Consider the following 26,517-nt stretch of genomic DNA (forward strand, 5'->3'; position numbering starts at 1 on the left):
GGGGTCTTATTACTCCGCGATACCCACTGCACTCATCGTTTCTGAACAGCAATTATTGCCGTAATTCCCATTCTTGCCATTTTCTGCCAACCCGGCGTGGTTACATCTGATCCTCTAAGTGTTATGATGCGCCTACTTATAACATCAGTTTAATCTGTATTTATAGGGTCTTTTTATTTCCTGGAGCACACTTAGTACAATGATCAGTATTAACTTAACAACAACAAAATCGCGCCTTTATCTCTGTTCGCAGACAGTGTGGTCACTAGCGAACCAGAGTAAAAAAGTCGATCAAATTGTTGTATGGGTCTCCAGTACACCTTATCTCAGTGATGAAGGCATCACTGAAGAGCCTGAATGGGCGCAGAAAATTCGCCAGACAGGTACAAACCTGGTTTTTAAATGGGTTAAAAACACCGGGCCTTATCGTAAATTGTTTCCTGCGTTACAAGCGGCAACGGAAGAGGATATTCTGATTTATGCCGACGATGACGCCATTTATAACGAAATGTGGGCAGAAACCCTACTAGATGATTTTTACCACCACAATCAGGAATATGTGGTTGCTGCGCGCGTGCGCGAAACGGTAAAGAAGAAGAAAGAACTTCTTGATACCTATCGTAATTTCCCGCTTATCACTGTGCCAAAAGTTGTTAAGCAAAACTATATCATCACCGGTCTTGGTGGCGTTGTCCTCAAGAAAAATATGATTCCGGAGTATTTCCATTTTAACGAGGATTTTATTCGGGTTTGTCCTCGCGCAGATGATATTTGGATCAGCAAACTGATTCAGCTCACCAAAACACCGGTCTATGTTTCTGCAAAGAGCATTCGTTTTGTTCATGAGATAATTCATGATTATGGATTATCACGCGACAATACCAGCAAAATAAAACGATCCTGGATCCAAAAAATCCGTTTTACATTTAAGCCGGGTCATATTCAGCATCTGTGTCAGAACGATCTTTACATAAAAGATACAGACAGCTATTTCGAGTCGTGTGCCTGAAGGACGGACTATCCGTTATTCACGATAACAATCCCGCCGTGGTCGTACCGATAGTGGCAGTGGGCATACTCCAGCGGCGTGCCATCTTCCAGATAAATGACCTGCTCCACCTCCAGCACCGGATCGGTTTCCTCACAGACCAGATGCTCTCTGTCCAGCGCGCTGGGCTTTAGCGCCCGCACGACCCGGTATGATCCCATAATTTTCAGCCCCAGGGTTTCCTGAACGTACTGAAACACTGACCCTTCAAGGTGGTTTTTCGTCAGGCCCGGCACCAGATTCATCGGCATCACCGTGGAATCCAGCGACATCGGTTCGCCGTTCAGTAAACGCAGGCGAATGAAGTCGTAGATCGGCGCATCGGCGTTAATCATCAGCGACGCCTGCTCTTTTTCGTTCGGGAAGCGCAGTTCGAAATGCACCACCTGGCTCGTGACCGTGCCCAGATGTTCCCAGGTTTTGGTGGCACCGAAATAGTCGCTGCCGGAAAGATCCCACTGCGAGAGCTGGAGGAAGTTTTTGCGGATGAACGTCCCTTGCCCCTGGCGGGTGTAGACCAGCCCTTCGACGATCAGCTGACGCATCGCCTGCTGGATGGTCATCCGGCTGGTGCTGAACTCCGCCGCCAGCGCAAACTGGTCCGGGAGCGGTTCATTGGCGGCGTACTGCTGGCTGATAATGCGTTTCTTGATTTCCCGCGCTATGGTGATGTACTTCGCCGCCATCGTCCTTCCTTACAGTTAGTTTTCTATCCCGCTGTTTTTCAACGCCACTCGCTCGGCAATCTTGAGGAAAGGCAGGTAGAAGAATACACCAAATATAATGATTGCCAACTGCACCACCACCGCCCGCCAGTCCCCTGCCGTCGCCAGCCAGGCGCTGAGAATCGGCGGCGTGGTCCACGGGATCATCACCACGCAGCGCGACATGAATCCCAGCGTGGTACAAAGCCAGGCGAAGTAAATGCCGATGGCGGGCAACAGCACAAACGGGATCATCAGCGGCAGGTTAAACACAATCGGCAGACCAAAAATCACCGGCTCGTTGATGTTGAATAAGCCCGGCGCCAGCGACAGACGCGCCACCTGCTTCGCCGACTGCTGTCGGGAGAAGATAAAGATGGCGATCAGCAGCGAGATCGTGCTGCCGGTTCCGCCCACCATGCCAAACGTCGGCACGAAGATGTTGTTGATGATGTGCGGAATGGGCTGGCCGTTGGCGAAGGCCAGCATGTTCTCGTTGGTGTTGATCAGCAGAAACGGCTCCAGCACCACGCTGTTGACCACCGACTGATGGATACCGAGCGTGAACAGAAAGTTGCCGAAACTGTAGATGAAAATCGTCCCCGGCAGGCTGGTGTTGATCAGCCGCAGCGGCTGCTGGATAAAGGTGGTAATGAGATGGATCAGATCCGTGTGCAGCACGTTTGCCAGTATGGCCGCCAGCACCGCGAACAGGGAGAGCGTGAGGATCGTCGGGATCAGCGCGGTAAAGGATTTGCTGACCGCTGGGGGCACATTTTCCCCGAGCGATATGTGCAGCGCCTTCAGGCGCGAAATCGCGATAAACACTTCCGTTGAGAGCAGCCCAATCAGCACCCCGGCGAAAATCCCGGTGGAGCCGATATTGGCGAAGGTCAGCACCTGCGTGACGTTCACCGCGGCGTCGCTGCCAACGGGCGTAACCTGTAAGCGCATCGGCATCATAATGATAAAACTGCTGACGGCGATAACCACTGCCGAAACCGGGTTGTCGAAATCTTTGTTGCGCGCCAGTGACCAGGCGATCATCGGGGCCAGCAGCAGCGCGGCGATGTTAAGCGTGCCGTTGATAATCGCCTCGCCCCACACTTTGAAGTGTGCCAGCGTATCGCCGTGAAAAATCCACGGGAACACCACGTTGTTCACCAGCACCGCCAGGCCGGCGAGGATGAAAATCGGCATCACCGTGGCGAAGGCGTCGCGCAGGGAGCGCAGGTGCACCTGGTTTGCCAGGCGCGCCGAGAACTCGACAAACTTATCGACAAAGGACTGCATGTGCGGTGTGATTTTTGTTTCAGACATAGCGGATAGTTCCCATCAATCAGTCACAAAAACGGCCCGGCAGCGTACGGCTTACATCTCGCGTCCGTTGGTATGGATAACCTGTTTTAACCACGCGTAGCTCTTCTTCGGCACGCGCCTGAGGTCTTTCAGGTCGTGGTTTTCCCGGTTGACGTAGACCACGCCGTAGCGCTTACGCATGTCGCCCTGGGAGCTGAGAATGTCGATTAACCCCCAGCCGAGGTAGCCCATGACCTCTGCCCCATCCTCGAATATCGCCGCTTTCATCGCCTCGATGTGCGCCCGGTGGTAGTCGATGCGGTAGGTATCCTCGATGGGGTTGACGCCATCCCACGACTCAATCACGCCAATGCCGTTTTCAATCGGGAAGACCGGCATGCGCCAGTCGTTGGCGTAGCGGGTAATGATGGTGCGAAAACCGAGCGGGTCGATCTGCCAGTTCCACTCGGTGGCTTTCAGGTAGGGGTTATTTTTCTCGCCGTGCAGCAGGTAATAGTTGACCGGCGTGCCTTCCGGGATCGCATCGCTGTCCAGCGTTTTGCTGGCGTAGTAGCTGAAGGCCATATAGTCGTTTCTGGTGCGCGCCAGTAGCGCTAAATCTTCGGCGCGGTAGATATCACCAAAGCCTTCCTGCTCCACCACCGCCATCACCGCCGGGCTGTAGCCCTGCCCGGCAAAGACGCGCAGCAGGTTCTGGTTGAGGAACTCGTCATACTGCTGGGCGCAGAAGATATCGCGCGGTTTGCAGGTGGCCGGGTAAACCAACTGGTGCGCCAGCATGCCGCCCATCAGCTGGCCCGGTTTCGTCTGGTGCAGATACTCGGTCAGCGCCATGTGCGCCACCATGGTATGGTGCTGCAGCTCGTACAGCTCGCGCAGGGTTTGATCGCCTTTCATGTAGCCAGAAATGCGAAACGCTTCCGGCATATGGAAGATGTTCTGCTCGTTGAAGGTCAGCCAGTACTTCACGCGGTCGCCAAAGCAGTCGATCATCTTTTTACCGTAGCGGATAAAGGCGTCCATTACCCGGCGGTCATTGAAGCCGTTGTACTCCTGCGCCAGCGCCAGCGGCATATCGAAGTGGTAGAGGCAGATCATCGGCTCAATACCGCGGGCGATGAGATCGTCAATAAAGCGGTCGTAAAACGCGATGCCCTCGTCGTTGAACGCGCCGTCACCCTGCGGACAGACGCGGCTCCAGGAGATCTGGAAGCGGTAGCAGTTCATGCCCAGATCCTGCATCAGGTCGAAATCTTCCCGGTAGCGATGGTAGGAGTCGGTCGCGACTTTCCAGTCGGAGATGTTCTCCCCAGCTTCGCGAATGTCGTACACCGACATCCCCTTCCCGCCCTCGTTCCAGGCCCCTTCCGTCTGCATGCTCGATACCGAGTTGCCCCATAAAAAGTTGGCCGGCAGCTGATTGCTCATGTTTCCTCCCTATATGACTAGTCATTTAAAATTTCATGACTAGTCATATAGGCGAAGATGGCATGTCGATCAAAGCGGAGGATCGTTTTTTGTGAGGTAGGTTGGAAAGAAGACGCCGGGCAGGAAAAATGAATCGCGCAAACCCTGTTATTGATGCCGGTGCGTTAGCCTATGCAAAATCACATTTCCCGATCGTGCCGCTGGCTGGCCTCATAAAATCACTATTAACTTAATGAGCACGAACCACGGCCCAGGCCGAAAAATAAAAATCTCAACCCTATCAAATGGAAAATGACGCTCATGAAGATATCTACTCGCCGTATCGCATTCGCTCTCAGCTTAGCGTTGCCATGCTCAATGACTCACGCGGCAACGGTGTATACGGGTGATAAGGTGCAAGGAGTGCCGGTTATCTCGACTCTGGATGTATCAGACCTGACAGCAGGACAACATCGCTTCATGTTCGAGGGGGTTGAGACAGGAACAGGACAGCGCTGGTATGTCCCCATCATGGTGGCAAAAGGCAAAACGGACGGGAAGAACGTTCTGCTGCAGGCGGGCGTCCACGGGGATGAGCTAAACGGAGTGCGCATCGTACAAAAAGTGATGGAACAACTGGACCCCGCAAAAATGAACGGCAGCGTTATTGGCATTATAGGTCCAAACCGTTCTGGACTTGAAAGGGTCTCCCGGACATGGTCCGTTTCAACCGATGGGGGCGAGACGATCGACTACAACCGCGTGCATCCAGGAAAAGAAACGGGTAACCCTGCCGAGCGTCAGGCATGGATGATGTGGAATAAGGTTTACAAGGGAAATGTCGACCTGGCGATTGACTATCACACCCAGTCTACCGGAACGGCTTATCCGCTGTTCATTTATGCCGACTACCGCAATGCGGATGCCCGGACGATTGCAGAACTTTTTCCGGCCGATCAAATTAAGAAAGATCCTGGCGAAGCCGGCTCAATGGAAACCACCTTTATTCAAAATGGTATCCCGGCGATAACGGCCGAGACGGGAGAGCCGAGGATTTACCAGCAGGATATGATTGCCAGGGGGGTCGAGGGTGCCCTCAATGTACTGATTCATTACAAGGTGATTGAAGGCAAAATCGGCGCAACCGCCAGCAGCAATAAAACGTATATTGGTAATGCGATCAGTTCAATACGAGCGACCACGGGCGGGTTTGCGGAAGTTTTCGTTAAACCCGGCGACACGGTCAAAGCAGGACAAGAGGTCGCCCTGCAGCGAAATGCATTCGGTGATGTTGTCGCGAAGTATTCAGCAGAGCGGGACGGCAAAGTACTGTCAGTTGGAACAGATGTCGTGAGAGAACCCCGAGCCCTGCTGGTAAGAATCCTTGAGCAAAACCCAGCGGCAACCTGCAAAGACGGTTGCTGATTCCCGCCACAGCCCATCGTTGAATCGGCAAAAGCGTGCTCAGTGAAATAAGCCGCTTTCGCCGATTTCTGTACCGATGGGCAAACAAATTTAAAAATTACCTGATGCGGAGAGTTACTGTTGCGCGAGCTGATTACGGCGATACTCTCCCTGCCGCTCCAGCATCCAGCCGGGATACTCGCGCGGCAGCGCGCTCACCGCATCCAGCTGTTTGAGCTCGTCTTCGCTTAAGCGGATCCCGGTGGCGGCAATGTTGTCGTCCAGCTGTTCAACGCGTTTCGCGCCAATGATGACGCTGGTCACCGCTTTCTGGTGCAGCAGCCACGCCAGCGCGATTTGCGCGACGGAGACGCCCTTGCTTTCGGCGATAGTGCGCATCACGTCCACGCAGTCAAAGGCGCGATCTTTGTTCACCGGCGGGAAGTCAAACTCCAGACGGCGGCTACCGGCTTCGCTCTGCCCGTCGCGACCATATTTTCCGCTCAGCAGGCCGCCAGCCAGCGGGCTCCAGACCATCAGCCCGACGCCTTCGCTCTGCATCATGGGGACCAGCTCGCGCTCAAGATCGCGTCCGGCGATGGTGTAATACGCCTGGAGGGATGCGAAGCGCGCCAGCCCGAGGCGCTCGGAAATGCCCAGCGCTTTGGCAATCTGCCACGCCGCCCAGTTCGAGACGCCGATATAGCGCACGTGGCCGTGCTGCACCAGGTTATCCAGCGCATACAGCGTCTCTTCAATCGGCGTGGCCGGGTCGAAGCCGTGCAGCTGATAGAGATCGATATGATCCAGCTGCAGGCGGCGCAGGCTCTCCTTCACGCTGCTGATGATGTGATAGCGCGAGCTGCCGCGCGAGTTCACTCCTGCCGTTCCTGTTTCGCCAAATACTTTAGTGGCGACTACCACGTTCTCGCGCGGAATTTTCAGGTTTTTCAGCGCCTGGCCGACGATCTCCTCTGAGCGCCCTTCCGAATAAACATCCGCGGTGTCGATAAAGTTGATCCCGGCATCCAGCGCGCGGCCCACCAGCTGTTCTGCTTCACTTTGCTGGAGCTGACCAATCTTGCCCCACATGCCGCCTTCTCCGCCGAAGGTCATGGTGCCGAGGCAGAGTTCAGAAACGAACAGTCCGGTATTGCCCAGTTTTTGATAACGCATAACGCTTTCCTCGCATGTCGATTGGGTGTCTGTTAGTTATACCCGCCCCTCTGCCATCGCGAATGTGGCGTTCCTGTCCGTTTCTTGCCCAATCCTCTGAATATTTATCCGCGCGGGGCGTCGCCAAAGACGCTGTAGTCCGGAAGCTGCACCTGCTGATACGGCTCCCAGCCGCCACCGAGCGCCTTGTAGAGCGCCACCAGATCGAGCGCGCTTTGCACCTGCGCCTGCGCGCGCTGCTGCTCGGCCTGCGCCAGCTGCCGCTGGGCGTCCAGCACGTCGATAAAGCTGGCGATCCCCTGACGATAGCTGTCGCTCGCCAGGTCAAAGGCGTTTTGCAGGGCATCAATGGTTTTCGCCAGGCCCGCTTCACGCTGCTGGTCGGTGCGATAGCTCACCAGCGCATTTTCGACATCGCCGAGCGCAGTCAGCACCGTTTGACGATAGTCCAGCACCGCCGCCCCCTGCTGCGCGCGCGCCACCTTCACGCTGGAAACCAGTCGACCGCCCTGGAAAATCGGAATGGAGACCTGCGGGCCAAAGCTGTAGAAGTGGCTGCTCCAGTCGGTCAGCCAGTTGGTTTCGCTGTTGCGCAGGCCAAACTGCCCGGAGAGGGTAAAACTGGGGAACAGCTGGGCCACCGACACGCCAATCTGCGCCGTGGCGGCATGAAGATTCGCCTCCGCTTCGCGCACGTCCGGACGGCGTCGCGCGAGCGTAGACGGAATGCCGGTTTGCACGATATCCGGCAATGCGGGCATCGGCTGCACGCTTTGTAACTCCGCATCGAGCGCACCCGGCGGCTTGCCAAGGAGGATCGCCAGGCCATTCATCGCCTGCCGCGCCTGCGCCTGGTACTGCGGCAGCTGCGCCTCCAGGTTACCCAGCTGTGCACGCGCATTTTCCACGTCCATCTGCGGCGACAGCCCGCCCCGCTGGCGGCTTTCGGTCAGATCCAGCGTCTGCTGCGCGCTTTTAATCTGGGTGTTCAGCGTGGCGATAATGCTCTGCGCCCCGCGCAGCTGGAGCCACGCGCGCGCCACTTCCGCCTCCAGCGACACCAGCGCGTCGTTACGCTGCTCGATAGCCGCTTTCTGCTGCGCTTCGGCGGCTTCCACCTGTCGGCGCACCTTGCCCCAGAGGTCAATTTCCCACTGGGCGTCGAAGCTGCCCTGGTAGAGGTTGATCGGCTGCGTCAGGGGGCCTAACGCGCCCCGCAGCTCAGGATCGACATTATCCAGCTGGTCATACACGCCGTGGGATTTCAGCTCCCCTTCCAGCCCGAGCTGCTGGCGCGTCGCCTGCAGATTGCCGTTCACCGACGGGTAAAACGCCCCGCCCGCCTGGTTAATCTGCTCGCGCGCGCCGGCGATGCGCAGCACCGTCTGCTGCAGCGTCAGGTTTCCGGCGATGGCGCGCTCAACCAGGCTGTCGAGCTGCGGCGAGCCGAAGGTCTTCCACCAGCGCGGATTGGTCGCGGCGGAGGTCGTCTGCGATTTTACCCCGCTGTCGCCCTTATCGTTCCAGTGCGTGGCGGCGGGCGGCGCGGGCTGCTGGTAGTCCGGCCCGACGGCGCAGCCTGCCAGCAGCATCATTATCATCAGGGGGTGTAAACGTCTGTGTATCATCAATGTGCTCCTGCACTCCCCTCGCTCTTAACCGGCGAGAGCAACAAACAAAACGGAATCAATAGCAAGGCCACCGCGCTCAGAAGGGTGAAGACGTCGATGTAGGCCAAAAAGCGCGACTGCTCAATCATCGTCTGGTACATACGCCCGGTGGCGATGCCGGTGGGATCGCCCACCTGGGTGGTGAAGTTCTGGATCGCCTGCGCGCTATCGCGTATCGCCTGCTGAAACTGCTCGTTAAACGGCGAGGCGTGGTACGCAAGGTGCGCGCTATGCGCCTGAGACCGTTCGGTGATGGCCGCCGTCGACAGCGAGATCCCGACCGAGCCCGCGACGTTACGGAACATAGTGAACAGCGCCGCCGCGTCGGCATTCAGCCGTCTTGGAATCGAAATAAAGGCAATGGTGGTCAGGGGCACAAACAGGAACCCCAGCCCCAGCGACTGGGCGCTGCGGAACAGCACCAGGGTTTCAAAGTCGATATCCGGGGTCAGCGTGCGCGACCAGAAGAACGACACCGCCAGGCAGGTAAAGCCAAAGGCGATAATCCAGCGCGTCTGCACCACCGGCATCAGCTTCAATACCAGCGGGATCGTTAATACAATCAGCACCGCCCCGGGCGACAGCACCAGCCCGGACCAGGTGGCGGTATAGCCTAAATCCTGCTGCGCCAGCTGGGGGATCACCACCGAGCTGCCGTACAAAATCATCGCCATCCCCGCCATCAGCAGGCTGGAAATCGCAAAGTTGCGGTCCTTCATGCAGTGCAGATCCACCACCGGTTTTTTGGCATACACCAGCCAGTAAATGGCACCGATAATGCCGATTAGCGTTAACACGGCGAAGGTACGGATAAAGTTTGAGTAGAACCAGTCCTCATCTTCTCCACGGTCAAGCATCACCTGCAGGCAGCCAAGCCCTAAAGCGATCAGGCCGATCCCCGTCCAGTCGATGGTCAGCTTCTCTTTAGACTTGCTCTCCCACGGCGGATCTTCCAGCAGCTGGTAGATCGCCAGCACCGTAACAATCCCCACCGGGATGTTGATAAAGAACACCCAGCGCCAGGAGTAGTTGTCGGTGATCCAGCCCCCCAGCGTCGGGCCGAGGACCGGTGCAACAATAATCGCGATGGAGGAAAGGCCGAACGCTTTGCCCCTGTCCTCCGGCTTAAAGTAGTCGAGCAGTACCGACTGCTGCGTGGGCTGCAGCCCGCCGCCAAAAAAGCCCTGCATCACGCGGAACAGGATGATCTGCCACAGCTCGGTGGCGATGCCGCAGAGGAACGAGCAGACGGTGAACATGACGATGCAGATCAGGAAGAACTGCTTGCGGCCAAACACCCGGCTCAGAAAGGCCGAGATAGGCAGCACGATGCCGTTCGCGACCAGGTAGCTGGTTAATACCCAGGTGGATTCGTCATAGCTGGACGAGAGCGAACCTGCCACGTGGGGCAGCGCCACGTTCACGATGGTGGTGTCCAGAATTTCCATAAACACCGCCAGGGTGACGACAATCGCCACCGCCCACGGATTGCTGGCGGGCTTCCAGCTGTCGTGGCTGTGATCCGTCATTCCACCGTCACCTTCGGCGCGACCGACAGCCCCAGCGGCAGCGGTTTGTTCGGATCGAGCCCCTTATCAATCACGATTTTCACCGGCACGCGCTGCACAATTTTGACAAAGTTACCGGTGGCATTTTCAGCCGGGAAGGCGGAGAAGCGCGAGCCGCTGCCCTGCTGGATACTGTCAACGTGGCCCTCAAGCGCCATATCCGGCCACGCGTCGACCGACACGGTCACTTTATCGCCGGGCTTCATGCGCTCAAGCTGGGACTCTTTGAAGTTCGCCACCACCCACACGTTCGGCGAAACCAGTGAGAACAGCGCCGTTCCCGCCTGCACCAGCGTGCCGGGCTGCACGTTGCGTTTGGTGACAAACCCGTCGAACGGGGCGCGGACTTCGGTGTAAGAGAGGTTCAGATTGGCCGTTTCCAGCTGCGCTTTGGCCTGTTCGACCTGACGCTCGCGCGCTTCAACGTTGGTTTCCTGTTGGCGGATTTGCAGCTGTACCTGCTCTGCCACTTCCAGCTGCGCCTGGGCGCTGGCCAGACCCGCCTGGGCGCTGCGCAGCTGTGCGTTCGCGGAATCAATACTTTGCTGGGTGGTCGCCCGCGGATCGACGCCGCGCTGGCGGCGATACTCCGCCTGCGCGTTCGCCAGATCGGCCTGCGCTTTCAGCACCTGCGCTTTGGCTTCGTCACGCTGGGCGGGATACTGCACTTTGGAGAGTGCGAGCTGCGCCTGGGCCTGGTGCAGCTGCGCGATAGCCAGCCCAAGCTGGGCTTGGGCCTGATCGCGCTGCGCGGTGGTATCACGCGGATCGATGACCACCAGCAGATCGCCTTTTTTCACGCGCTGGTTATCGCGCACCCGCAGCTCGGTGACGTAGCCTGCCGTTTTCGGGGCAATCGTCACCACGTCGCCGTCGGTAAAGGCGTCGTCGGTCGTCTCTTCGTTACGGGTTAAAAACCACCAGACCAGCGCCACGACGACCATCACCACCACGACAATGCCGAGGATAATTAACGGTTTTTTGCCCGGGCGCTTACGCTCATTATTGTTTTTGTCCTGCTCGTCAGCAGGCGGAGTTTGATCTTCAGCCATAGTTCAGCAACGGTCCTGTCAGTGAGCGGCATCACACTATGCCGTTCACTAAAGCTAGGACGTTGCTATACGTTTGCCAGGAAAAACTGACAAATTGCGCACTATATGAGAAGGAATATTCCGAAACCGATCGCCGCGGCCCAAACCAGCATCGGGATTGACCAGAGATGGAAGCGCCACCAGATGCGGCGATCGTTGGCCATGCGCAGGGCAATCAGGTTGGCCAGCGAGCCGGGCAGCAGCCCAAACCCGCCGATATTCACCGCCCAGGCCAGCAGCGTGTCCGGCGGAACATAGTTGAGCAGCAGAATGGTGGCAGGCACGTTGCTGATAAACTGCGACAGGCCAATCGCCGTCAGCCACAGTCCCGGCTGAGACAGCGTGCTGACGCTGTGGAGCACGTTTTGCAGCACCGGAAGCTGAATAAGCAGATGCACATCAATAAACATCACCATAAAGACCAGCAGCAGCGTCCAGTCCACGCTGACCAGCACGCGTCGCGCGAGGACGACAAAGCCCGCGGCGACAAGCAACACGCCCGCCACCTCATACTTCAGCTCCAGCGCGAACAGAAAGACGATGTATAACCCGAGGCAGCTCCAGACCAGACGCGGCTGCCACTGCGGGCCCGTGGTGCCGCTGTGGTACTGCAGTTTTTTATCCGGAAACGCAAACCAGCAGACCGCCAGCAGCGACAGCATCATCACCAGCGCCAGCGGCGCCATCTGCCAGGTAAAAGCGGCGAACGACAGCCCGGAACGGCCCCAGAGGAGGATATTTTGCGGGTTACCGATGGGCGTTAACAGAGAACCGGCGTTAACGGCGAGCGCTTCGAAGATGATCAGCCTGCTGACCGGGATCTCGCAAAGCTTACGCAGCGTGAGGGTGAGGGGCACGATGATAAACAGCGCCACGTCGTTGGTCAGAAACGTCGACAGCACCGCGGCGGAGAACACCATAAACAGGGACAACCTGCGCTCGGTGGCAAAGCGGCGCACCATTTTACGGCCCAGAACGTCAAAATAGCCGCTCAGCTCAACCCCTTTGGTGAGCATCATCAGGCCGCTCAGGGTAATGATGGTGCGCCAGTCAATGGCAGCGGGCCAGGCCTGCGGCGCAAACGGCACAAAGAGGCTTAACCCTGCGCCAATGAGTAGTAAGAGATGGAAGAAACGATCGCGTGCCAGGGCCTGCAGTCCAGGGATTTTCATTCAGCGGAGGGACCATATTTAAGGGTAAATTCGCGAAACTTCACCAGCGTCTCTTCGCTGACGTGGTGTTCCATGCCTTCCGCATCCCGGCGGGCAATCTCCGGGCTGACGCCCAGCACCAGTAAAAAATTCTCGACAAGCTGGTGGCGCTCGCGGCTCTCCTGCGCGAGTTTCTCCCCTTCCGGCGTCAGAAAGACCCCGCGCCAGGGGATCATTTCAATTAGGCCCACGGAGGCGAGACGTTTTAACATTTTTGCGACAGTTGGCTGCGATACCCCCAGCCTGGCGGCCATATCGACCTGACGCGCTTCCCCGACCTCACGAATCAGATCGGAAATGAGTTCAACATAATCATCAATCAGTTCACGCCGGTGCGCTTCTCGGACCTGGCGAAAACCTTCGACATGCTCTTCAACATTCACCAGTTGCGTCGTTTTTTTAATGGTTGGCTTACCTGCGCGACGGTTCATTGTACTTCCTCAGTGGGGTGACGCTTCCAGCGCCCGGTATCGAGAGCGCACATTGTAAACCATCCCTCCACAAGCACAAAAAATTAACGAAATAGCCATAGCTATACAATATAGCCTGTGCTATATCTGTATGTAATGCAGTCACCCTTCACGGATCGAAGGGATCAAAAATCAGGAGGTCTTATGAACGAATTCAAGAGGTGCATGACCGTGTTTACCCACTCCCCCTTTAAAGTGCGCTTAATGCTGCTGAACATGCTGTGCGATATGTTTAACGGCAAACCGCATCAGGATGATAAACCTTCCCACTAAGCGGCGTTGCGGTACGCCGCTTCATTTTCCCGTCACAATCTCGCTCTAAACTGGCTCCCAGCCGCCTTATTCCCGATCTTTTTTACGGATTTGCAATCCCCTTCGCAAAACATCTGCTTAGCAACTGTTGATATTATTTAGCGCTCGCACTATCTTCTTGCAGCCCTGCACAATTTGCGGCTCGCTGAAGCGGACCCTCATTCCCTCTCCACGCACTGTCAGGCAGGTTATGACCCTTGACGCCAGGGTGAGCACATGGCGTTTTCATCCATGATAGTGACCTATGAATGTAACCCTGATAGATACCGTTGTGACCCGCAGCCGGGCCTTAAGCCCGTGGACGGGTTTTTACTTTTTGCAGTCATTACTGATTAACTTTGCGCTGGGTTATCCCTTTAGTCTGCTCTACGCGGTGGCCTTCACCTGCATTCTGCATGTGCTATGGCGCGCCGCCCCGCGCGCGCAAAAAGCGTTAATCGGCATCTGTTCGCTGGTTGCGGCACTCTATTTCCCGTTTGGTCAGGCGTACGGCTCGCCAAACTTTAATACCCTTCTGGCGCTGCACTCGACCAATATGGAAGAGTCGACGGAGATCCTGACGATCTTCCCGTGGTACAGCTACGTGGTCGGGCTCTTTATCTTCGCGTTGGGCGTTATCGCCATTCGTCGTCAGCCGGGCGAGAAAAAATCCTGGGGTAAGATCGACATACTCTGTCTGGTGTTCAGCATTGCCGTGGCGTTTGTCGCCCCCATCCAGAACATTCCCTGGGACGGTAAGCTAAGGCTCACCAATATCGGCTACCCGGTTTTCCGCTTCGTGAAAGACGTCGTTGTTAACAATAAAGAGGTTCTCGACGAACAGGCCCGCATGGCTGAGCTTTCCAATATGAAAGACACCTGGAACGTGCTGGCCGTGAAGCCGAAATATCACACCTATGTAGTGGTGATTGGTGAAAGCGCGCGTCGCGATGCAATGGGCGCGTTTGGCGGCCACTGGGATAACACCCCGTTTGCCAGTTCGGTCAAAGGCACCCTGTTTACCGATTATGTTGCGGCCAGCGGCTCGACGCAGAAATCACTCGGTCTGACCCTTAACCGGGTGGTGGATGGCAAACCGCAGTATCAGGATAACTTCGTCACCCTGGCAAACCGCGCGGGTTTTCAGACGTGGTGGTTCTCTAATCAGGGGCAAATTGGCGAATACGATACGGCGATTGCCAGCATCGCCAAACGGGCTGACGAAGTGCAGTTCCTGAAAAACGGCGACTTTGAAGCTGACAAAAACACTAAAGACGAAGCGCTGCTGAAAATGACGGCGCAGGTCTTCGCCACCCCGCGCACCCAGCCGCAGCTGATCGTCCTGCACCTCATGGGGTCGCACCCACAGGCCTGCGATCGGACAGGCGGAAAGTACGCGGAGTTTGTGCAGTCCAAAGAGACCTCCTGCTATCTCTACACCATGACGCAAACCGACGACCTGCTGAGCAAGCTGTACGATCAGCTGCGCAATACGGGCGACAGCTTCTCCATGGTCTATTTCTCGGATCACGGGCTGGCGTTTAAAGAGCGCGGTAAAGAGGTGCAGTATCTGGCGCACGATGACAAGTTCCAGCAGAACTTCCAGGTGCCGTTTATGGTGCTGTCGAGTGACGATAAAACGCATCGCGTCATTAAAGCACGCCGTTCAGCAAATGATTTCCTGCAGTTTTTCTCGCAGTGGACGGGGATTACCGCCGGGCAGATAAAAAATGTTTACCCGTTTGTCTCTAACAAGAAAGCTCCCCCAGTGTACGTTACCAACTTCAAGTTACAGAAAGTTGACTACAACCATCTGGGTACGGATATTTTTGATATTAAGAATAAGTAATTGCCGTCTCGTGCGGACCGATGCCCTCTCCCACGGGGAGAGGGAACCAACACTCAAAACGGCAACCTCAGGTTGCCGTTTTGCTTTTATCTTCGACAAAAAAAATCCGCCACAGTGGGCGGATTTTTTATTTAATCACCGAAGTGATTAGAAGCGGTAACCTACGCCCGCGATCCAGGTGCCAACGTCAACGTTGCGGATACGGCTCTGCTCATAGGAGAAGTCCAGAGCAACGTCCTGGATTGGGTTGAACTGCAGGCCTGCGCCATAGGAGAAGCCGTAGTCGCTGTTGCTTGCAGTGCGGTTCAGACCTTCGTTTTCGGTCTGCTGGAATTTACCGTAGCCAACACCTACAACACCGTAGATGCTTGCCCAGTCGTTCAGACGGTAAGCTGGACCAGCAGTGATACCGTAGTACTGGCCTTTGTTGTATGCGCCGTTTTCAGAACGATCTTTCTCGGTGTAGGTGAAAGAACCGATCACGCCCAGTGGGTTGTTATCCTGCTCGTAACGATACTTCAGGTTGAAACCGTTAGCTTTGTTCATCACGCCCTGATAGTCGCTCTGAGCGTAACCACCAGTAACAGTAGAAGTAGCAGCTACAGCGGTACCTGCGGAAACAGCCAGTACAGCGGCCAGTGCTGAAAGACATGCAATTTTTTTCATAACCACCTCAAATGTGATCCAAGTAAGTCCGTAAGTTTTAAATATATCAAAAAAATTTGCGAAACTCTTTGTGATTCGTGATGTCTAATGAAGCCTTTCCTGTAACAGAACGTTTCCAGCGTAAGCTATCTCTTTCAAATCACATGCAATTTTCACTACTAAATGCGCATAGTGCGCGTCTGCGCCGTTACATTCATCCAGATTATTCCTAATCTGACAGGCGATAAATCCACCAGCGCTTATCCATTTTACGGATTTCACCTGCTTTTTTTTCAACAGCGCCTCAACCGTCGCCGCATATTTCCTTTACACTGCAACCTTTACCTCATTTGACATAAGCTGACAGGAGAAAGGATGCCTGGGTTATCCCGCACGTCGTCGGTCTGGTTGCCGGTTGCAGTCATACTCATTGCCATGTTGTCCATTCAAAGCGGCGCCTCGCTGGCAAAATCGCTTTTTCCACTGGTTGGCGCGCCCGGGGTGACCGCCCTGCGTATTGTTCTGGGCACGGCGATACTGGTGGTCATTTTCAAACCGTGGCGACTGCGCTTTAAAAAGGAGCAGCGTTTACCGCTGCTGTTTTATGGACTCTCCCTGGGGGCGATGAACTACCTGTTCTACCTCTCCATCCAGACGATACCGCTGGGTATTGCCGTCGCGCTGGAGTTTACCGGCCCGCTGGCGGTGGCGCTGTTCTCCTCCCGACGTCCGGTCGATTTTATCTGGGTCGTGTTGGCCGTACTGGGCTTATGGTTCCTGCTGCCGCTGGGCCAGAGTGTTTCTGAGATTGACCTGACGGGCGCAGCGCTGGCGCTGGGCGCAGGTGCCTGCTGGGCTGTCTATATCCTCACCGGCCAGCGCGCAGGGGAAGAGCACGGACCGGCAACGGTGGCGCTGGGTTCCCTGATTGCGGCCATCGTGTTTGTGCCCATCGGCATGGCGCAGGCGACAGAATCGATCTGGCAATGGTCCGTCATGCCCATCGGGCTGGCGGTTGCGATTCTCTCTACCGCACTCCCCTACTCTCTGGAGATGATTGCCCTTACGCGTCTGCCGACGCGCATATTTGGCACCCTGATGAGCATGGAGCCTGCGCTTGCAGCCATTTCCGGGATGGTGTTTCTCGGTGAAACCCTGACATTGACCCAGACGCTGGCGCTCTGCTCGATTATCGCGGCATCAATGGGATCGACGCTCACCATGCGCCCCGAACCTAAAGTTGAGAAAGTGGATATCAACTAAGGCCATATATTCTGCATGGCTTCCACGCCATGCAGAATAAAGGCCAAAAAGACAGTCGTTATAATTTCTTACACTCTGATTCCTGCCAGCTAAATATCCCTCTGCGCTGACTTCCTCATCCAGCAATTAAGATTGATCTGTATCAATTTAAAAATTATTCAATATTTTCAATACATTAATTTCTCAACCTCCTTCTCGCTATTAAACCGATAGGCACAGCCAAACCGCAGAGAAAAAATCCGGTGCTATACTTAGTTCCGTAATTACCTGGGACATAAACATCAAGAGGATATGAGATTATGAGTACCGCTAAACTGGTGAAAACGAAAGCGTCTAATCTGCTTTATACCCGTAACGATGTATCGGACAGCGACAAAAAAGCGACTATTGAGTTGCTGAATCGCCAGGTGATCCAGTTCATCGATCTTTCGCTGATCACCAAACAGGCCCACTGGAATATGCGCGGTGCAAACTTTATTGCCGTTCATGAAATGCTGGATGGCTTCCGCACAGCACTGGTTACCCACCTCGATACGATGGCTGAACGTGCCGTTCAGTTAGGCGGCGTGGCGCTGGGTACCACACAGGTGATCAACAGCAAAACCCCGCTGAAAAGCTATCCGCTGGATATCCATACCGTTCAGGATCACCTGAAAGAGCTGGCGGACCGCTACGCGATTGTGGCGAACGATGTGCGCAAAGCGATTAGCGAAGCGAAAGATGAAGATACCGCAGATATCTTCACCGCCGCGTCCCGCGATCTGGATCAGTTCCTGTGGTTCATCGAATCTAACATCGAATAATTCATACGAATTTTCTATCAAACCCTCGCCTTCCGGTGAGGGTTTTGCACATCTATGGTGCACGTTTTTTGCCTGAGAACGTGCAAAAGTGAAGAAATTGTAATAATCACCTCACACAACCGTTAACGGAAGATTGTTTTTTCGTCAGAATTTACGCTAAATATCTCCCTGTCAGTTAAGCCAAACGAAGCGCACCAAAACAGTGCTCCACTTTGGTGCAATAAAACCTCATTGCCCCATTTATTGTGCAATGCATGACATCATCCCCTTTGCAAAACAACAGCTTGTAAAGTTGGCACGATTTTTTCATTGTGCCACCTGTTCTCGCAGGGGATCGCCCCGTGGATATAAAAGGAAATGCTATGAAGTCTGTATTAAAAGTTTCACTGGCTGCACTTACCCTGGCTTTTGCGGTGTCCTCTCAGGCTGCCGACAAACTGGTTGTGGCGACCGACACGGCGTTCGTTCCGTTTGAATTCAAACAGGGTGATAAATACGTTGGTTTTGATGTGGATCTGTGGGCCGCAGTCGCAAAAGAACTCAAGCTGGATTACACCCTGAAGCCGATGGACTTCAGCGGCATCATCCCGGCACTGCAAACCAAGAACGTTGATCTGGCGCTGGCGGGTATCACCATTACCGACGAGCGTAAAAAAGCGATCGACTTCTCTGACGGCTACTACAAAAGCGGCCTGCTGGTGATGGTCAAAGCCGATAATAACGACGTAAAAAGCGTGAAAGATCTCGACGGCAAAGTGGTGGCAGTGAAGAGCGGCACCGGGTCAGTTGATTACGCGAAAGCGAATATCAAAACCAAAGACCTGCGCCAGTTCCCGAACATCGACAATGCGTACATGGAGCTGGGTACCGGCCGCGCTGACGCAGTGCTGCACGACACGCCAAACATCCTGTACTTCATCAAAACCGCGGGCAACGGCAAGTTCAAATCTGTGGGCGAATCTCTGGAAGCTCAGCAGTACGGTATCGCCTTCCCGAAAGGCAGCGACGACCTGCGCACGAAAGTTAACGGCGCGCTGAAAACGCTGAAAGAGAACGGCACCTATAACGAAATCTACAAAAAATGGTTCGGTACCGAGCCTAAATAATTTCACCTGAATTCAGGTTTGTAACGCCCGGTGGCGCTGCCGCTTACCGGGCCTACGTTTTTCGTTTTTCACCACGGTATACAGGAATACATCATGCAGTTTGACTGGAGCGCCATCTGGCCTGCCATTCCACTCTTGCTTGAAGGCGCTAAAATGACCCTGTGGATTTCGGTCCTGGGTCTGGTTGGCGGGTTGATTATCGGTCTTGTCGCCGGTTTCGCCCGCACCTACGGTGGCTGGATTGCAAACCACATCGCACTGGTTTTCATCGAAGTGATCCGCGGCACCCCCATTGTCGTGCAGGTCATGTTCATCTACTTCGCCCTGCCTATGGCATTCACCGACCTGCGCATCGACCCGTTCAGTGCCGCCGTCGTCACCATTATGATTAACTCGGGCGCCTACATTGCGGAAATTACCCGCGGTGCGGTGCTGTCGATTCATAAAGGGTTCAGTGAAGCCGGTCTGGCATTAGGCCTTTCACGTCGCGAAACGATCCGCCACGTTATTCTGCCGCTGGCGCTGCGTCGCATGCTGCCACCGCTGGGTAACCAGTGGATCATCAGCATTAAAGATACGTCGCTGTTCATTGTTATCGGCGTGGCCGAACTGACCCGTCAGGGGCAGGAGATCATTGCTGGCAACTTCCGCGCGCTGGAAATCTGGAGTGCGGTGGCCGTTGTCTACCTGATCATTACTCTGGTTCTGAGCTTCGTTCTGCGTCGTCTTGAAAGAAGGATGAAAATCCTGTGATTGAATTTAAAAACGTTTCCAAGCACTTTGGCCCAACCCAGGTGCTGCACAATATCGATCTGAACATCAAACAGGGTGAAGTGGTGGTGATTATCGGGCCATCCGGCTCCGGTAAGTCGACCCTGCTGCGCTGCATCAACAAGCTGGAAGAGATCACCAGCGGCGATCTGATTGTCGACGGTCTGAAGGTGAATGACCCGAAAGTGGATGACCGTCTGATTCGTCAGGAAGCGGGCATGGTGTTCCAGCAGTTCTACCTGTTCCCGCACCTGACGGCGCTGGAGAACGTGATGTTTGGCCCGCTGCGCGTGCGCGGTGCCAACAAAGCGGCGGCAGAAGCGCTGGCGAAAGATCTGCTGGCGAAAGTCGGCCTCGCAGAACGCGCCCATCATTACCCTTCCGAGCTGTCCGGTGGTCAACAGCAGCGCGTGGCGATTGCCCGTGCGCTGGCGGTCAAACCGAAGCTGATGCTGTTTGATGAGCCTACGTCCGCACTCGACCCGGAGCTGCGTCACGAGGTGCTGAAGGTCATGCAGGATCTGGCGGAAGAAGGGATGACGATGGTTATCGTGACCCACGAAATCGGCTTCGCGGAGAAAGTGGCGTCCCGCCTGATCTTTATTGATAAAGGCCGTATCGCGGAAGACGGTAACCCGCAGGAGTTGATTGCGAATCCGCCGAGCCCGCGTTTGCAGGAGTTCCTGCAGCACGTCTCCTGATCCCTCGCGTTACGCTAAGCCGGGCCTGCCCGGCTTTTTTACGCCAGATTGTTCCCAAAAATCCCCCTCCGCGTCCCGACTTCTATACTTATCATTTTGTTCGACATTTTCACCGGAGGACGCCGTGCCGTGGATCCTGTTGCTGTTGATTAGCCTGTTTAGTGCGCCATCGTTCGCCGTCGCGATCCCCGGTGTGACCACCGGAACAACCGCCAGCCAGCAAAATACGCCCTCTCCGGAACCGGATGTTGAACAGAAGAAAGCGGCTTACGGCGCGCTTGCCGACGTTCTTGAGAACGACACCTCCCGAAAGGCATTAATCGAGCAGTTGCGCAAAGCCGCCGCCACGCCGCCCCAGGAAACCGTTCCGACCCTCACCCCTCCGCAGGAGGAGGAGCAAAAAACGGTGCTGGAAAATGTCACCGACGTGAGCCGCCACTATGGGGAAGCGCTCTCCTCGCGCTTTGCCCAGCTCTACCGCAACCTGATTGGCTCACCGCATAAGCCGTTTAACCCACAAACGTTTACCGCCGCCGCCATGCAGTTCCTGATGCTGGCCGGTGCAGTATTCCTTTTTTACTGGCTGGTGCGCCTGTGCGCGTGGCCGCTGTACCGCAAAATGGGGCAATGGGGACGCAGAAAGAATCAGCAGAAAAGCAGCTGGCTGCACCTGCCGCTGATGATCGCCTCAGCGTTTATCATCGATTTACTGCTGCTGGCGCTGACGCTGTTCTTAGGCCAGATGCTGGCCGACAGGCTGAACGCGGGCAACAAAACCATCGCCTTCCAGCAGTCGCTTTTCCTGAATGCCTTTGCCCTGATTGAGTTCTTCAAGGCGCTGCTGCGGTTACTCTTTTGCCCTCACGTGCCGGCGCTGCGTCCCTTCTCCATTCGGGACGAGAGCGCAACATACTGGGCGCTGCGCCTGAGCGTGCTCAGCGGGCTGATTGGCTACGGTCTGCTGGTTGCCGTGCCGATCATCTCCAACCAGGTGAACGTGCAGTTTGGCGCGCTGGCAAACGTCATTATCATGCTCTGCATTACCGTCTGGTCGCTGTACCTTATCTTCCACAATAAAAAGACCATCACTGAGAGCCTGCTGCATCTGGCCGATCGTTCCCTCTCGTTCTTCAGCCTGTTTATTCGCGCATTCGCCCTGGTGTGGCACTGGCTGGCAAGCGCCTACTTCATCGTATTGTGCTTCTTCTCGCTGTTCGACCCGGGAAACAGCCTGAAATTTATGATGGGGGCAACATTCAAAAGCCTGGCGATTATCGGCATTGCGGCGTTTGTGTCGGGGCTGCTGTCGCGCTGGATCTCGAAAACCATCACCCTGTCGCCGCAGGTACAGCGTAATTACCCGGAACTGCAAAAACGGGTGAACGGCTGGATGTCGGTATCCCTCAAGGTGGCGCGCATTCTCACCGTCTGCGTGGCGATCATGCTGCTCCTTAACGCGTGGAGCCTGTTTGATTTCTGGAACTGGCTGCATAACGGCGCAGGTGAAAAAACGGTCGACATTCTGATTCGCATCGCGCTGATTTTGTTCTTCTCTGCCGTCGGCTGGACGCTGCTGGCGAGCCTCATCGAGAACCGTCTGGTGTCAGATATTCACGGCAGGCCCCTGCCCAGCGCGCGGGCCCGCACCTTGCTGACGCTGTTCCGCAACGCGCTGGCGGTCATCATCAGTACCATCACCATCATGATTGTGCTGTCAGAAATCGGGGTGAATATCGCCCCGCTGCTGGCCGGTGCAGGTGCCCTGGGGCTGGCGATCTCCTTCGGGTCGCAAACGCTGGTGAAGGATATTATTACCGGCATCTTTATCCAGTTTGAGAACGGGATGAACACGGGCGATCTGGTGACCATCGGGCCGCTGACCGGCACGGTGGAGCGGATGTCGATTCGCTCGGTGGGCGTGCGTCAGGATACCGGGGCATACCACATCATCCCCTGGTCTTCGATCACCACCTTTGCCAACTTTGTGCGCGGCATTGGTTCCGTGGTGGCGAACTACGATGTGGATCGTCATGAGGATGCCGATAAAGCGAAGCAGGCGCTGCGCGATGCGGTAGAAGAGCTGATGCAGATGGAAGATATTCGCGGGCTGGTGATTGGCGAGCCGTCATTTGCCGGCATTGTCGGGCTGACGAACACGGCCTTTACCCTGCGCGTGTCGTTCACCACCCAGCCGCTGAAGCAGTGGACGGTGCGCTTTGCGCTCGACAGCATGGTGAAAAAGCACTTTGATCTGGCGAACGTGCGGATGCCGGTACAGACGTATCAGGTCCTGCCGCCGCCCGCAGCGCCGCTCCCACCGCAGGAGCCGACGCTGTAGCCGGGTTGCCGGGTGGCGGCTTCGCCTGACCCGGCCTGCGACGCAGCGCTATTTGCGGCGTTTGTTATCGTCCATAAATGACCAGGCGATAAAGCGGCTTTGCTTCTGGCCCTGCGCCATCTCTTTTTTCACTACTTTCACCGCGCCCGCTTCGGTGAGCGCGCGGTAAAGTGGCGGCAGGTTATCTCCGCGGGAAACCAGCGTCGTAAACCACTTCACCTGACGGCCAAACTGTTTGCTTTCCGCAATCATGCGCAGGATAAAGGCCACCTCGCCGCCTTCACACCACAGCTCCTGCTGCTGACCGCCGAAGTTCAGCGCGGCGTCTTCAGCCTGACCCAGGTTGCGGCGCTTGCGCTCGCTGCCCGCGCGGGCCGCTGCCGCCGAATCGTGGAACGGTGGGTTGCACATCGTGGCGTCATAGGTTTCATTTTTATGAATAATGCCGTTGAAGATTGAGGCGGCCTCTTTCTGACGACGCAGGCGAATGGCGCGGCTTAATCCCGGGTTCGCGTTGATAATCGCCTGGGCGCTGGCGAAGGCCTCGGCACCGATTTCGCTTCCGGTAAAGCGCCAGTGATACTCATGCGCGCCGATCAGCGGGTAAATCAGGTTCGCCCCGGTGCCGATATCCAGCACGGTCGCCTGCTGAGGAATAATGCCATCACGGTCTTCAGCCAGAAGATCGGCAAGGTGATGAAGGTAATCCGCGCGGCCCGGAACGGGTGGGCAGAGAAAGCCTTCCGGAATATCCCAGTTCGCCACACCGTAGTAATGTGCGAGCAGCGCTTTGTTCAACATTTTAACCGCCTGGGGGTCAGCAAAGTTGACCGAAGGTTCACTCGCGGGGGTCTGGACAATATAGTCCTTTAACGGCGGGCAGCTCAGGCATAACGCATTCATGTCGTAGCGGCTGCGGTGGCGGTTTCGTGGGTGCAATCCCGGCTTTTGGGAAGTCATGGCGTTCTCCTTTAAACAGCGGCGTAAGATACCCTTTGCTGGCCCAACGGTAAATCTTTCTCTGCGGCGCTTAAAAAGCCGCCATAAATCAAACACCTTTATGTCTATGATCTGTCAGCGTAATGTCAATTTTTATCGTTCAAAAAACAAGCAGATCATCATCAAATATTTGCGCTAAGTCACACTCGTCAGGCTTCTAAACTTAAGGGGAATCACCTGTTGTTTCCTCATGAGGATGTGATTATGAAAAAGTACCTGACCCTTGTTGTTATCGCCGCCGCCCTGACGACCGCGTCATTTTCTGCGATGGCCGTTCAGTCGCTGACCCAGAGTACCGACACCAGCCAGCTTCAGCCTGCAGGCACCGTCTCCGTAAGCCGCGCAAGTAACCTGGACGATCTGCAGAATAAACTGGCGGAAAAAGCCCGCCAGGAAGGTGCAAAAGGCTTCGTGGTGAATTCCGCTGGCGGAGATAACCATATGTACGGCACAGCGACCATCTATAAATAATCTGCCCCACCCCATGACTGCATCTGCCTGCCAGATGCAGTTTGCTCTCTTCCTCGCCTTGATTGTTCATTTTTTAACCCCACATTAAAAGCAGGGCATAACACCATTTCAGGAGGATGCTATGGCTTCCGGTTGGGCGAATGATGACGCCGTAAACGAACAGATCAACAGTACGATTGAAGATGCGGTTGCGCGCGCTCGCGGTGAAATCCCACGCGGCGAAAGCCTGGAGGAGTGCGAAGAGTGTGGAGAACCGATCCCGGAGGCGCGGCGAAAAGCCATGCCAGGCGTAAGGTTATGCATTACGTGTCAGCAGAATAAAGATTCAAAAAATGCTTCACATTCAGGTTATAATCGCAGAGGTTCGAAAGACAGCCAGTTACGTTGACTTTCCTTTACCTAAGTTAACCGCCGGGGCGCTTACCTTTACGCTCACGATTTTTAGCGAACCGCGTAGCAAAATGTGCCCTTCATTTTTGTTCTGTAAAGCGCATCCACAAGAAGTGTAAAGCGCCACTTTGAATTTATTAGTAATCAATAAGTTATTTGTCATTCAATTTTTTTGATTGACCACGTCAATTCTCTTCGATTTTATCTCTCAAGAAAAAACGTGATACTCATCACATCGACGAAACATCGTCCCCTTAACAGAAACACCTGCGAGAGATTACTTATGAAAACGATCAAATATGCTGTAGCTGCTGTTGCCCTGTCCGCTCTGTCTTTCGGCGCTTTCGCCGTAGAGCCAGTCTCTTCTGCTCAGGCACAGAACATGAACAAAGTCGGTGTGGTGAGTGCTGATGGCGCGACCACCCTGGACGGTCTGGAAGCCAAACTGGCTGAGAAAGCGGCTGCTGCCGGTGCAAGCGGATACACCATTACCTCCGCTAACGGCAATAACAAGCTGAGCGGTACCGCGGTTATCTACAAATAATCGCCTGAATGAATGCTGTCCCCTCGCCAAACCCTCTGGTGAGCTGCTCCAACCCTCATTGACCCTGTTGTTTGTTACCCTTGCTTGCCCGTCCGCCACTGGACGGGCTTTTTTTTGCCTAAAACGCCGCGTCCACGCGTTTGAGACCGGCCTCGACCGTATCAACTTCCCCGGTTGCCAGCAGGCAGCAGGCCATCTGCAGCTTAATAGACTGCGGCACAGGCACGTTTCCGGCGAGGCACTGTTCAATCCAGTGCGCGGTGGTGTGCGGGTCTTTCGCTTCAGGGAGAATGACGTCCGTATTCTCTTCCCCGCGCGCCAGAACAGCGCGCGTACCGGCAGAATCGATCAGCATCAGCTGAGGGCAGCGCAGTGGATTGGCATACACCTCACCTTCTGTACCGTGCATCAGCAGCGCCCTGCCGCCAATCTCCTCAAAAAATTTCCCGACACGCCCCACGTATTCCGGGTGCGATACGCTGGAAAGGCGCAATGCAGCATCTTCTGCAAACGGCGTCGCCAGCTTCGCCAGGGTGTGGGCGCTGTTGCGCACGCCCATCCGCCAGCGCATATCCAGCTGCTTTTCCAGCGGCGGACACAGGGCTCCGACGGGGATGTAAACCGGCTGATGGCCATCCAGCTTCGCCTGCGCCTGTCCTGCATGACGCGTTGGCTTAATCCCCAGCATGCCGAAAATGGTCTCCGTCAACACGCGGGTGGGATCTTCGCTGACCCCGTGAACCACCACCGGGAACCCCAGCTTATGCAATAAGATCGCCAGCAGCGGAGTGAGGTTTGCCTGCTTGCGCGCGCCGTTATAGCTCGGGATGACAATCGGCATCGGTTTTGCCACCGGCGGCGTCAGGCGCAGCGTTTGCGCCTGCATCGCCTCGTAAAAACCGCGCATCTCCGCTTCGCCTTCGCCTTTGATACGCAGCGCAATCAGGATGCCGCCCATCTCCAGGTCAGGTACCTCGCCATCGAGCATTCGGGTATACAGGGCGCGAGCAGTTTCATGGTCCAGATCGCGGGCGTGGTTTTTGCCCCTGCCTACCTCTTTGATAATCTTGCGATAATCCACGACATCTCTCCTGAAAATATCCTTCTGGTAACAATATAGCCCTGTTAAACGTTCGGACGTTAGTTTTTTTCTACATCATCAACGTTCTGTTTTTAAGGATAAAAATGAAACTCAAGCATTATTTCAATTATTTGTGATTCCAGCAGAAGATTCTTAATGCACCATTATTTGTTTAAATAACCAGCGGAAAGTCATT

25 protein-coding genes are annotated in these 26,517 nt (G+C 55.4%); 13 read left to right on the forward strand and 12 right to left on the reverse strand.

The genetic code is table 11. The features are described from left to right. The first annotated feature begins 199 nt into the window (after positions 1–199). Positions 200–1,009, forward strand: a complete 810-nt coding sequence (locus LLF79_RS08225; RefSeq protein ID WP_023615566.1) for a glycosyltransferase — start codon at positions 200–202, stop codon at positions 1,007–1,009. A gap of 8 nt (positions 1,010–1,017) precedes the next feature. Here the strand turns inward: LLF79_RS08225 and LLF79_RS08230 are convergent, their stop codons facing one another. The 3 genes from LLF79_RS08230 to LLF79_RS08240 are packed head-to-tail and all read right to left on the reverse strand — an operon-like array spanning position 1,018 to position 4,500. Beyond that, positions 1,018–1,734: a GntR family transcriptional regulator gene (locus LLF79_RS08230; RefSeq protein ID WP_227879368.1), complete on the reverse strand. Its 717-nt coding sequence runs from the start codon at positions 1,732–1,734 to the stop codon at positions 1,018–1,020. A 15-nt stretch (positions 1,735–1,749) separates the two neighbouring features. Next, a complete protein-coding gene (locus LLF79_RS08235) occupies positions 1,750–3,072 on the reverse strand; it encodes a PTS sugar transporter subunit IIC (RefSeq protein ID WP_039266027.1) in 1,323 nt (440 codons plus the stop codon). A 51-nt stretch (positions 3,073–3,123) separates the two neighbouring features. Further along, positions 3,124–4,500, reverse strand: coding sequence for a glycoside hydrolase family 1 protein (locus LLF79_RS08240; protein WP_008501183.1), 1,377 nt, complete (start codon positions 4,498–4,500; stop codon positions 3,124–3,126). A 300-nt stretch (positions 4,501–4,800) separates the two neighbouring features. Between LLF79_RS08240 and LLF79_RS08245 the strand changes: the two genes are divergently transcribed. Then, entirely contained in the window at positions 4,801–5,904 is a 1,104-nt protein-coding gene (locus LLF79_RS08245; RefSeq protein ID WP_059361462.1) for a succinylglutamate desuccinylase/aspartoacylase family protein, read from the forward strand. A gap of 114 nt (positions 5,905–6,018) precedes the next feature. Here LLF79_RS08245 and LLF79_RS08250 read toward each other — a convergent pair whose 3' ends face one another. From LLF79_RS08250 to mntR, 6 genes are all read right to left on the reverse strand, one after another. Beyond that, entirely contained in the window at positions 6,019–7,059 is a 1,041-nt protein-coding gene (locus LLF79_RS08250; RefSeq protein ID WP_149366215.1) for an aldo/keto reductase, read from the reverse strand. Positions 7,060–7,163: 104 nt separating this feature from the next. After that, entirely contained in the window at positions 7,164–8,687 is a 1,524-nt protein-coding gene (locus tag LLF79_RS08255) for an efflux transporter outer membrane subunit (protein WP_039266024.1), read from the reverse strand. Then, positions 8,687–10,258, reverse strand: a complete 1,572-nt coding sequence (locus tag LLF79_RS08260) for a DHA2 family efflux MFS transporter permease subunit (protein ID WP_039266022.1) — start codon at positions 10,256–10,258, stop codon at positions 8,687–8,689. The genes LLF79_RS08255 and LLF79_RS08260 overlap by 1 nt, the downstream gene beginning before the upstream one ends. After that, on the reverse strand, positions 10,255–11,349 hold the full coding sequence (locus LLF79_RS08265) for an HlyD family secretion protein (RefSeq protein ID WP_008501178.1): 1,095 nt from the start codon (positions 11,347–11,349) through the stop codon (positions 10,255–10,257). The genes LLF79_RS08260 and LLF79_RS08265 overlap by 4 nt, the downstream gene beginning before the upstream one ends. Before the next feature lie 101 nt (positions 11,350–11,450). Next, positions 11,451–12,560, reverse strand: a complete 1,110-nt coding sequence (locus LLF79_RS08270) for an anion transporter (RefSeq protein ID WP_044596943.1) — start codon at positions 12,558–12,560, stop codon at positions 11,451–11,453. Then, positions 12,557–13,030, reverse strand: a complete 474-nt coding sequence (gene mntR, locus LLF79_RS08275) for a manganese-binding transcriptional regulator MntR (protein ID WP_008501176.1) — start codon at positions 13,028–13,030, stop codon at positions 12,557–12,559. The genes LLF79_RS08270 and mntR overlap by 4 nt, the downstream gene beginning before the upstream one ends. A 183-nt stretch (positions 13,031–13,213) precedes the next feature. On the opposite strand from mntR, the gene mntS reads away from it, so the two are divergent. Together mntS and LLF79_RS08285 are read left to right on the forward strand one after the other, a co-directional pair. Continuing rightward, positions 13,214–13,342 carry a manganase accumulation protein MntS gene (gene mntS / locus LLF79_RS08280; RefSeq protein WP_008501175.1) on the forward strand — a complete coding sequence of 43 codons (129 nt, stop codon included), beginning with the start codon at positions 13,214–13,216 and terminating at the stop codon, positions 13,340–13,342. A 283-nt stretch (positions 13,343–13,625) separates the two neighbouring features. After that, positions 13,626–15,209, forward strand: coding sequence for a phosphoethanolamine transferase (locus LLF79_RS08285; RefSeq protein WP_044596944.1), 1,584 nt, complete (start codon positions 13,626–13,628; stop codon positions 15,207–15,209). 147 nt (positions 15,210–15,356) lie between these two features. On the opposite strand, the gene ompX is transcribed toward LLF79_RS08285, so the two are convergent. After that, entirely contained in the window at positions 15,357–15,875 is a 519-nt protein-coding gene (gene ompX, locus LLF79_RS08290) for an outer membrane protein OmpX (RefSeq protein ID WP_008501173.1), read from the reverse strand. 354 nt (positions 15,876–16,229) lie between these two features. Between ompX and rhtA the strand changes: the two genes are divergently transcribed. From rhtA to ybiO, 6 genes are all read left to right on the forward strand, one after another. After that, complete coding sequence (gene rhtA, locus LLF79_RS08295) at positions 16,230–17,117, forward strand: threonine/homoserine exporter RhtA (RefSeq protein WP_008501172.1); 888 nt, start codon at positions 16,230–16,232, stop codon at positions 17,115–17,117. Between the two features lie 299 nt (positions 17,118–17,416). Further along, positions 17,417–17,920 (forward strand): DNA starvation/stationary phase protection protein Dps, encoded by a 504-nt coding sequence (dps, locus tag LLF79_RS08300; RefSeq protein ID WP_008501171.1) that lies wholly within the window; start codon positions 17,417–17,419, stop codon positions 17,918–17,920. A 362-nt stretch (positions 17,921–18,282) separates the two neighbouring features. Beyond that, on the forward strand, positions 18,283–19,026 hold the full coding sequence (gene glnH / locus LLF79_RS08305) for a glutamine ABC transporter substrate-binding protein GlnH (protein WP_008501170.1): 744 nt from the start codon (positions 18,283–18,285) through the stop codon (positions 19,024–19,026). 93 nt (positions 19,027–19,119) lie between these two features. Further along, positions 19,120–19,779: a glutamine ABC transporter permease GlnP gene (gene glnP, locus LLF79_RS08310; RefSeq protein WP_003858462.1), complete on the forward strand. Its 660-nt coding sequence runs from the start codon at positions 19,120–19,122 to the stop codon at positions 19,777–19,779. After that, a complete protein-coding gene (gene glnQ / locus LLF79_RS08315) occupies positions 19,776–20,498 on the forward strand; it encodes a glutamine ABC transporter ATP-binding protein GlnQ (RefSeq protein ID WP_008501169.1) in 723 nt (240 codons plus the stop codon). The genes glnP and glnQ overlap by 4 nt, the downstream gene beginning before the upstream one ends. A gap of 124 nt (positions 20,499–20,622) precedes the next feature. Then, the gene (gene ybiO / locus LLF79_RS08320; protein WP_039024387.1) at positions 20,623–22,836 is read left to right on the forward strand and encodes a mechanosensitive channel protein; all 2,214 of its coding nucleotides are present in this window, start codon (positions 20,623–20,625) and stop codon (positions 22,834–22,836) included. Positions 22,837–22,884: 48 nt separating this feature from the next. On the opposite strand, the gene rlmF is transcribed toward ybiO, so the two are convergent. Beyond that, on the reverse strand, positions 22,885–23,796 hold the full coding sequence (rlmF, locus tag LLF79_RS08325) for a 23S rRNA (adenine(1618)-N(6))-methyltransferase RlmF (RefSeq protein WP_227879369.1): 912 nt from the start codon (positions 23,794–23,796) through the stop codon (positions 22,885–22,887). 243 nt (positions 23,797–24,039) lie between these two features. Between rlmF and mcbA the strand changes: the two genes are divergently transcribed. The 3 genes from mcbA to ybiJ all read left to right on the forward strand — a co-directional run bounded on the left by mcbA (position 24,040) and on the right by ybiJ (position 25,240). Next, positions 24,040–24,306, forward strand: coding sequence for a DUF1471 family periplasmic protein McbA (gene mcbA, locus LLF79_RS08330; RefSeq protein ID WP_021240977.1), 267 nt, complete (start codon positions 24,040–24,042; stop codon positions 24,304–24,306). Between the two features lie 121 nt (positions 24,307–24,427). Beyond that, positions 24,428–24,694 carry a DksA/TraR family C4-type zinc finger protein gene (locus LLF79_RS08335; protein ID WP_021240978.1) on the forward strand — a complete coding sequence of 89 codons (267 nt, stop codon included), beginning with the start codon at positions 24,428–24,430 and terminating at the stop codon, positions 24,692–24,694. A 285-nt stretch (positions 24,695–24,979) separates the two neighbouring features. After that, on the forward strand, positions 24,980–25,240 hold the full coding sequence (gene ybiJ / locus LLF79_RS08340; RefSeq protein WP_013097471.1) for a DUF1471 family protein YbiJ: 261 nt from the start codon (positions 24,980–24,982) through the stop codon (positions 25,238–25,240). Positions 25,241–25,358: 118 nt separating this feature from the next. Here ybiJ and ybiB read toward each other — a convergent pair whose 3' ends face one another. Continuing rightward, positions 25,359–26,321, reverse strand: a complete 963-nt coding sequence (gene ybiB, locus LLF79_RS08345; RefSeq protein WP_227879370.1) for a DNA-binding protein YbiB — start codon at positions 26,319–26,321, stop codon at positions 25,359–25,361. Positions 26,322–26,517: the final 196 nt, after the last annotated feature.

The organism is Enterobacter cloacae complex sp. 2021EL-01169 (genome assembly GCF_020733125.1).
GTDB lineage: Bacteria > Pseudomonadota > Gammaproteobacteria > Enterobacterales > Enterobacteriaceae > Enterobacter > Enterobacter roggenkampii.

Excerpts from the sequence above, each read along its gene's own strand:
- LLF79_RS08240 (WP_008501183.1), bottom strand. The coding sequence starts at position 4,500 with ATGAGCAATCAGCTGCCGGCCAACTTTTTATGGGGCAACTCGGTATCG.
- LLF79_RS08235 (WP_039266027.1), bottom strand. The coding sequence starts at position 3,072 with ATGTCTGAAACAAAAATCACACCGCACATGCAGTCCTTTGTCGATAAG.
- LLF79_RS08245 (WP_059361462.1), top strand. The coding sequence starts at position 4,801 with ATGAAGATATCTACTCGCCGTATCGCATTCGCTCTCAGCTTAGCGTTG.
- LLF79_RS08250 (WP_149366215.1), bottom strand. The coding sequence starts at position 7,059 with ATGCGTTATCAAAAACTGGGCAATACCGGACTGTTCGTTTCTGAACTC.
- ybiJ (WP_013097471.1), top strand. The coding sequence starts at position 24,980 with ATGAAAACGATCAAATATGCTGTAGCTGCTGTTGCCCTGTCCGCTCTG.
- mcbA (WP_021240977.1), top strand. The coding sequence starts at position 24,040 with ATGAAAAAGTACCTGACCCTTGTTGTTATCGCCGCCGCCCTGACGACC.
- mntS (WP_008501175.1), top strand. The coding sequence starts at position 13,214 with ATGAACGAATTCAAGAGGTGCATGACCGTGTTTACCCACTCCCCCTTT.
- glnH (WP_008501170.1), top strand. The coding sequence starts at position 18,283 with ATGAAGTCTGTATTAAAAGTTTCACTGGCTGCACTTACCCTGGCTTTT.
- LLF79_RS08255 (WP_039266024.1), bottom strand. The coding sequence starts at position 8,687 with ATGATACACAGACGTTTACACCCCCTGATGATAATGATGCTGCTGGCA.
- LLF79_RS08335 (WP_021240978.1), top strand. The coding sequence starts at position 24,428 with ATGGCTTCCGGTTGGGCGAATGATGACGCCGTAAACGAACAGATCAAC.
- glnP (WP_003858462.1), top strand. The coding sequence starts at position 19,120 with ATGCAGTTTGACTGGAGCGCCATCTGGCCTGCCATTCCACTCTTGCTT.
- LLF79_RS08265 (WP_008501178.1), bottom strand. The coding sequence starts at position 11,349 with ATGGCTGAAGATCAAACTCCGCCTGCTGACGAGCAGGACAAAAACAAT.
- LLF79_RS08270 (WP_044596943.1), bottom strand. The coding sequence starts at position 12,560 with ATGAAAATCCCTGGACTGCAGGCCCTGGCACGCGATCGTTTCTTCCAT.
- LLF79_RS08225 (WP_023615566.1), top strand. The coding sequence starts at position 200 with ATGATCAGTATTAACTTAACAACAACAAAATCGCGCCTTTATCTCTGT.
- dps (WP_008501171.1), top strand. The coding sequence starts at position 17,417 with ATGAGTACCGCTAAACTGGTGAAAACGAAAGCGTCTAATCTGCTTTAT.
- LLF79_RS08260 (WP_039266022.1), bottom strand. The coding sequence starts at position 10,258 with ATGACGGATCACAGCCACGACAGCTGGAAGCCCGCCAGCAATCCGTGG.
- rlmF (WP_227879369.1), bottom strand. The coding sequence starts at position 23,796 with ATGACTTCCCAAAAGCCGGGATTGCACCCACGAAACCGCCACCGCAGC.
- ompX (WP_008501173.1), bottom strand. The coding sequence starts at position 15,875 with ATGAAAAAAATTGCATGTCTTTCAGCACTGGCCGCTGTACTGGCTGTT.
- LLF79_RS08230 (WP_227879368.1), bottom strand. The coding sequence starts at position 1,734 with ATGGCGGCGAAGTACATCACCATAGCGCGGGAAATCAAGAAACGCATT.
- mntR (WP_008501176.1), bottom strand. The coding sequence starts at position 13,030 with ATGAACCGTCGCGCAGGTAAGCCAACCATTAAAAAAACGACGCAACTG.
- rhtA (WP_008501172.1), top strand. The coding sequence starts at position 16,230 with ATGCCTGGGTTATCCCGCACGTCGTCGGTCTGGTTGCCGGTTGCAGTC.
- LLF79_RS08285 (WP_044596944.1), top strand. The coding sequence starts at position 13,626 with ATGAATGTAACCCTGATAGATACCGTTGTGACCCGCAGCCGGGCCTTA.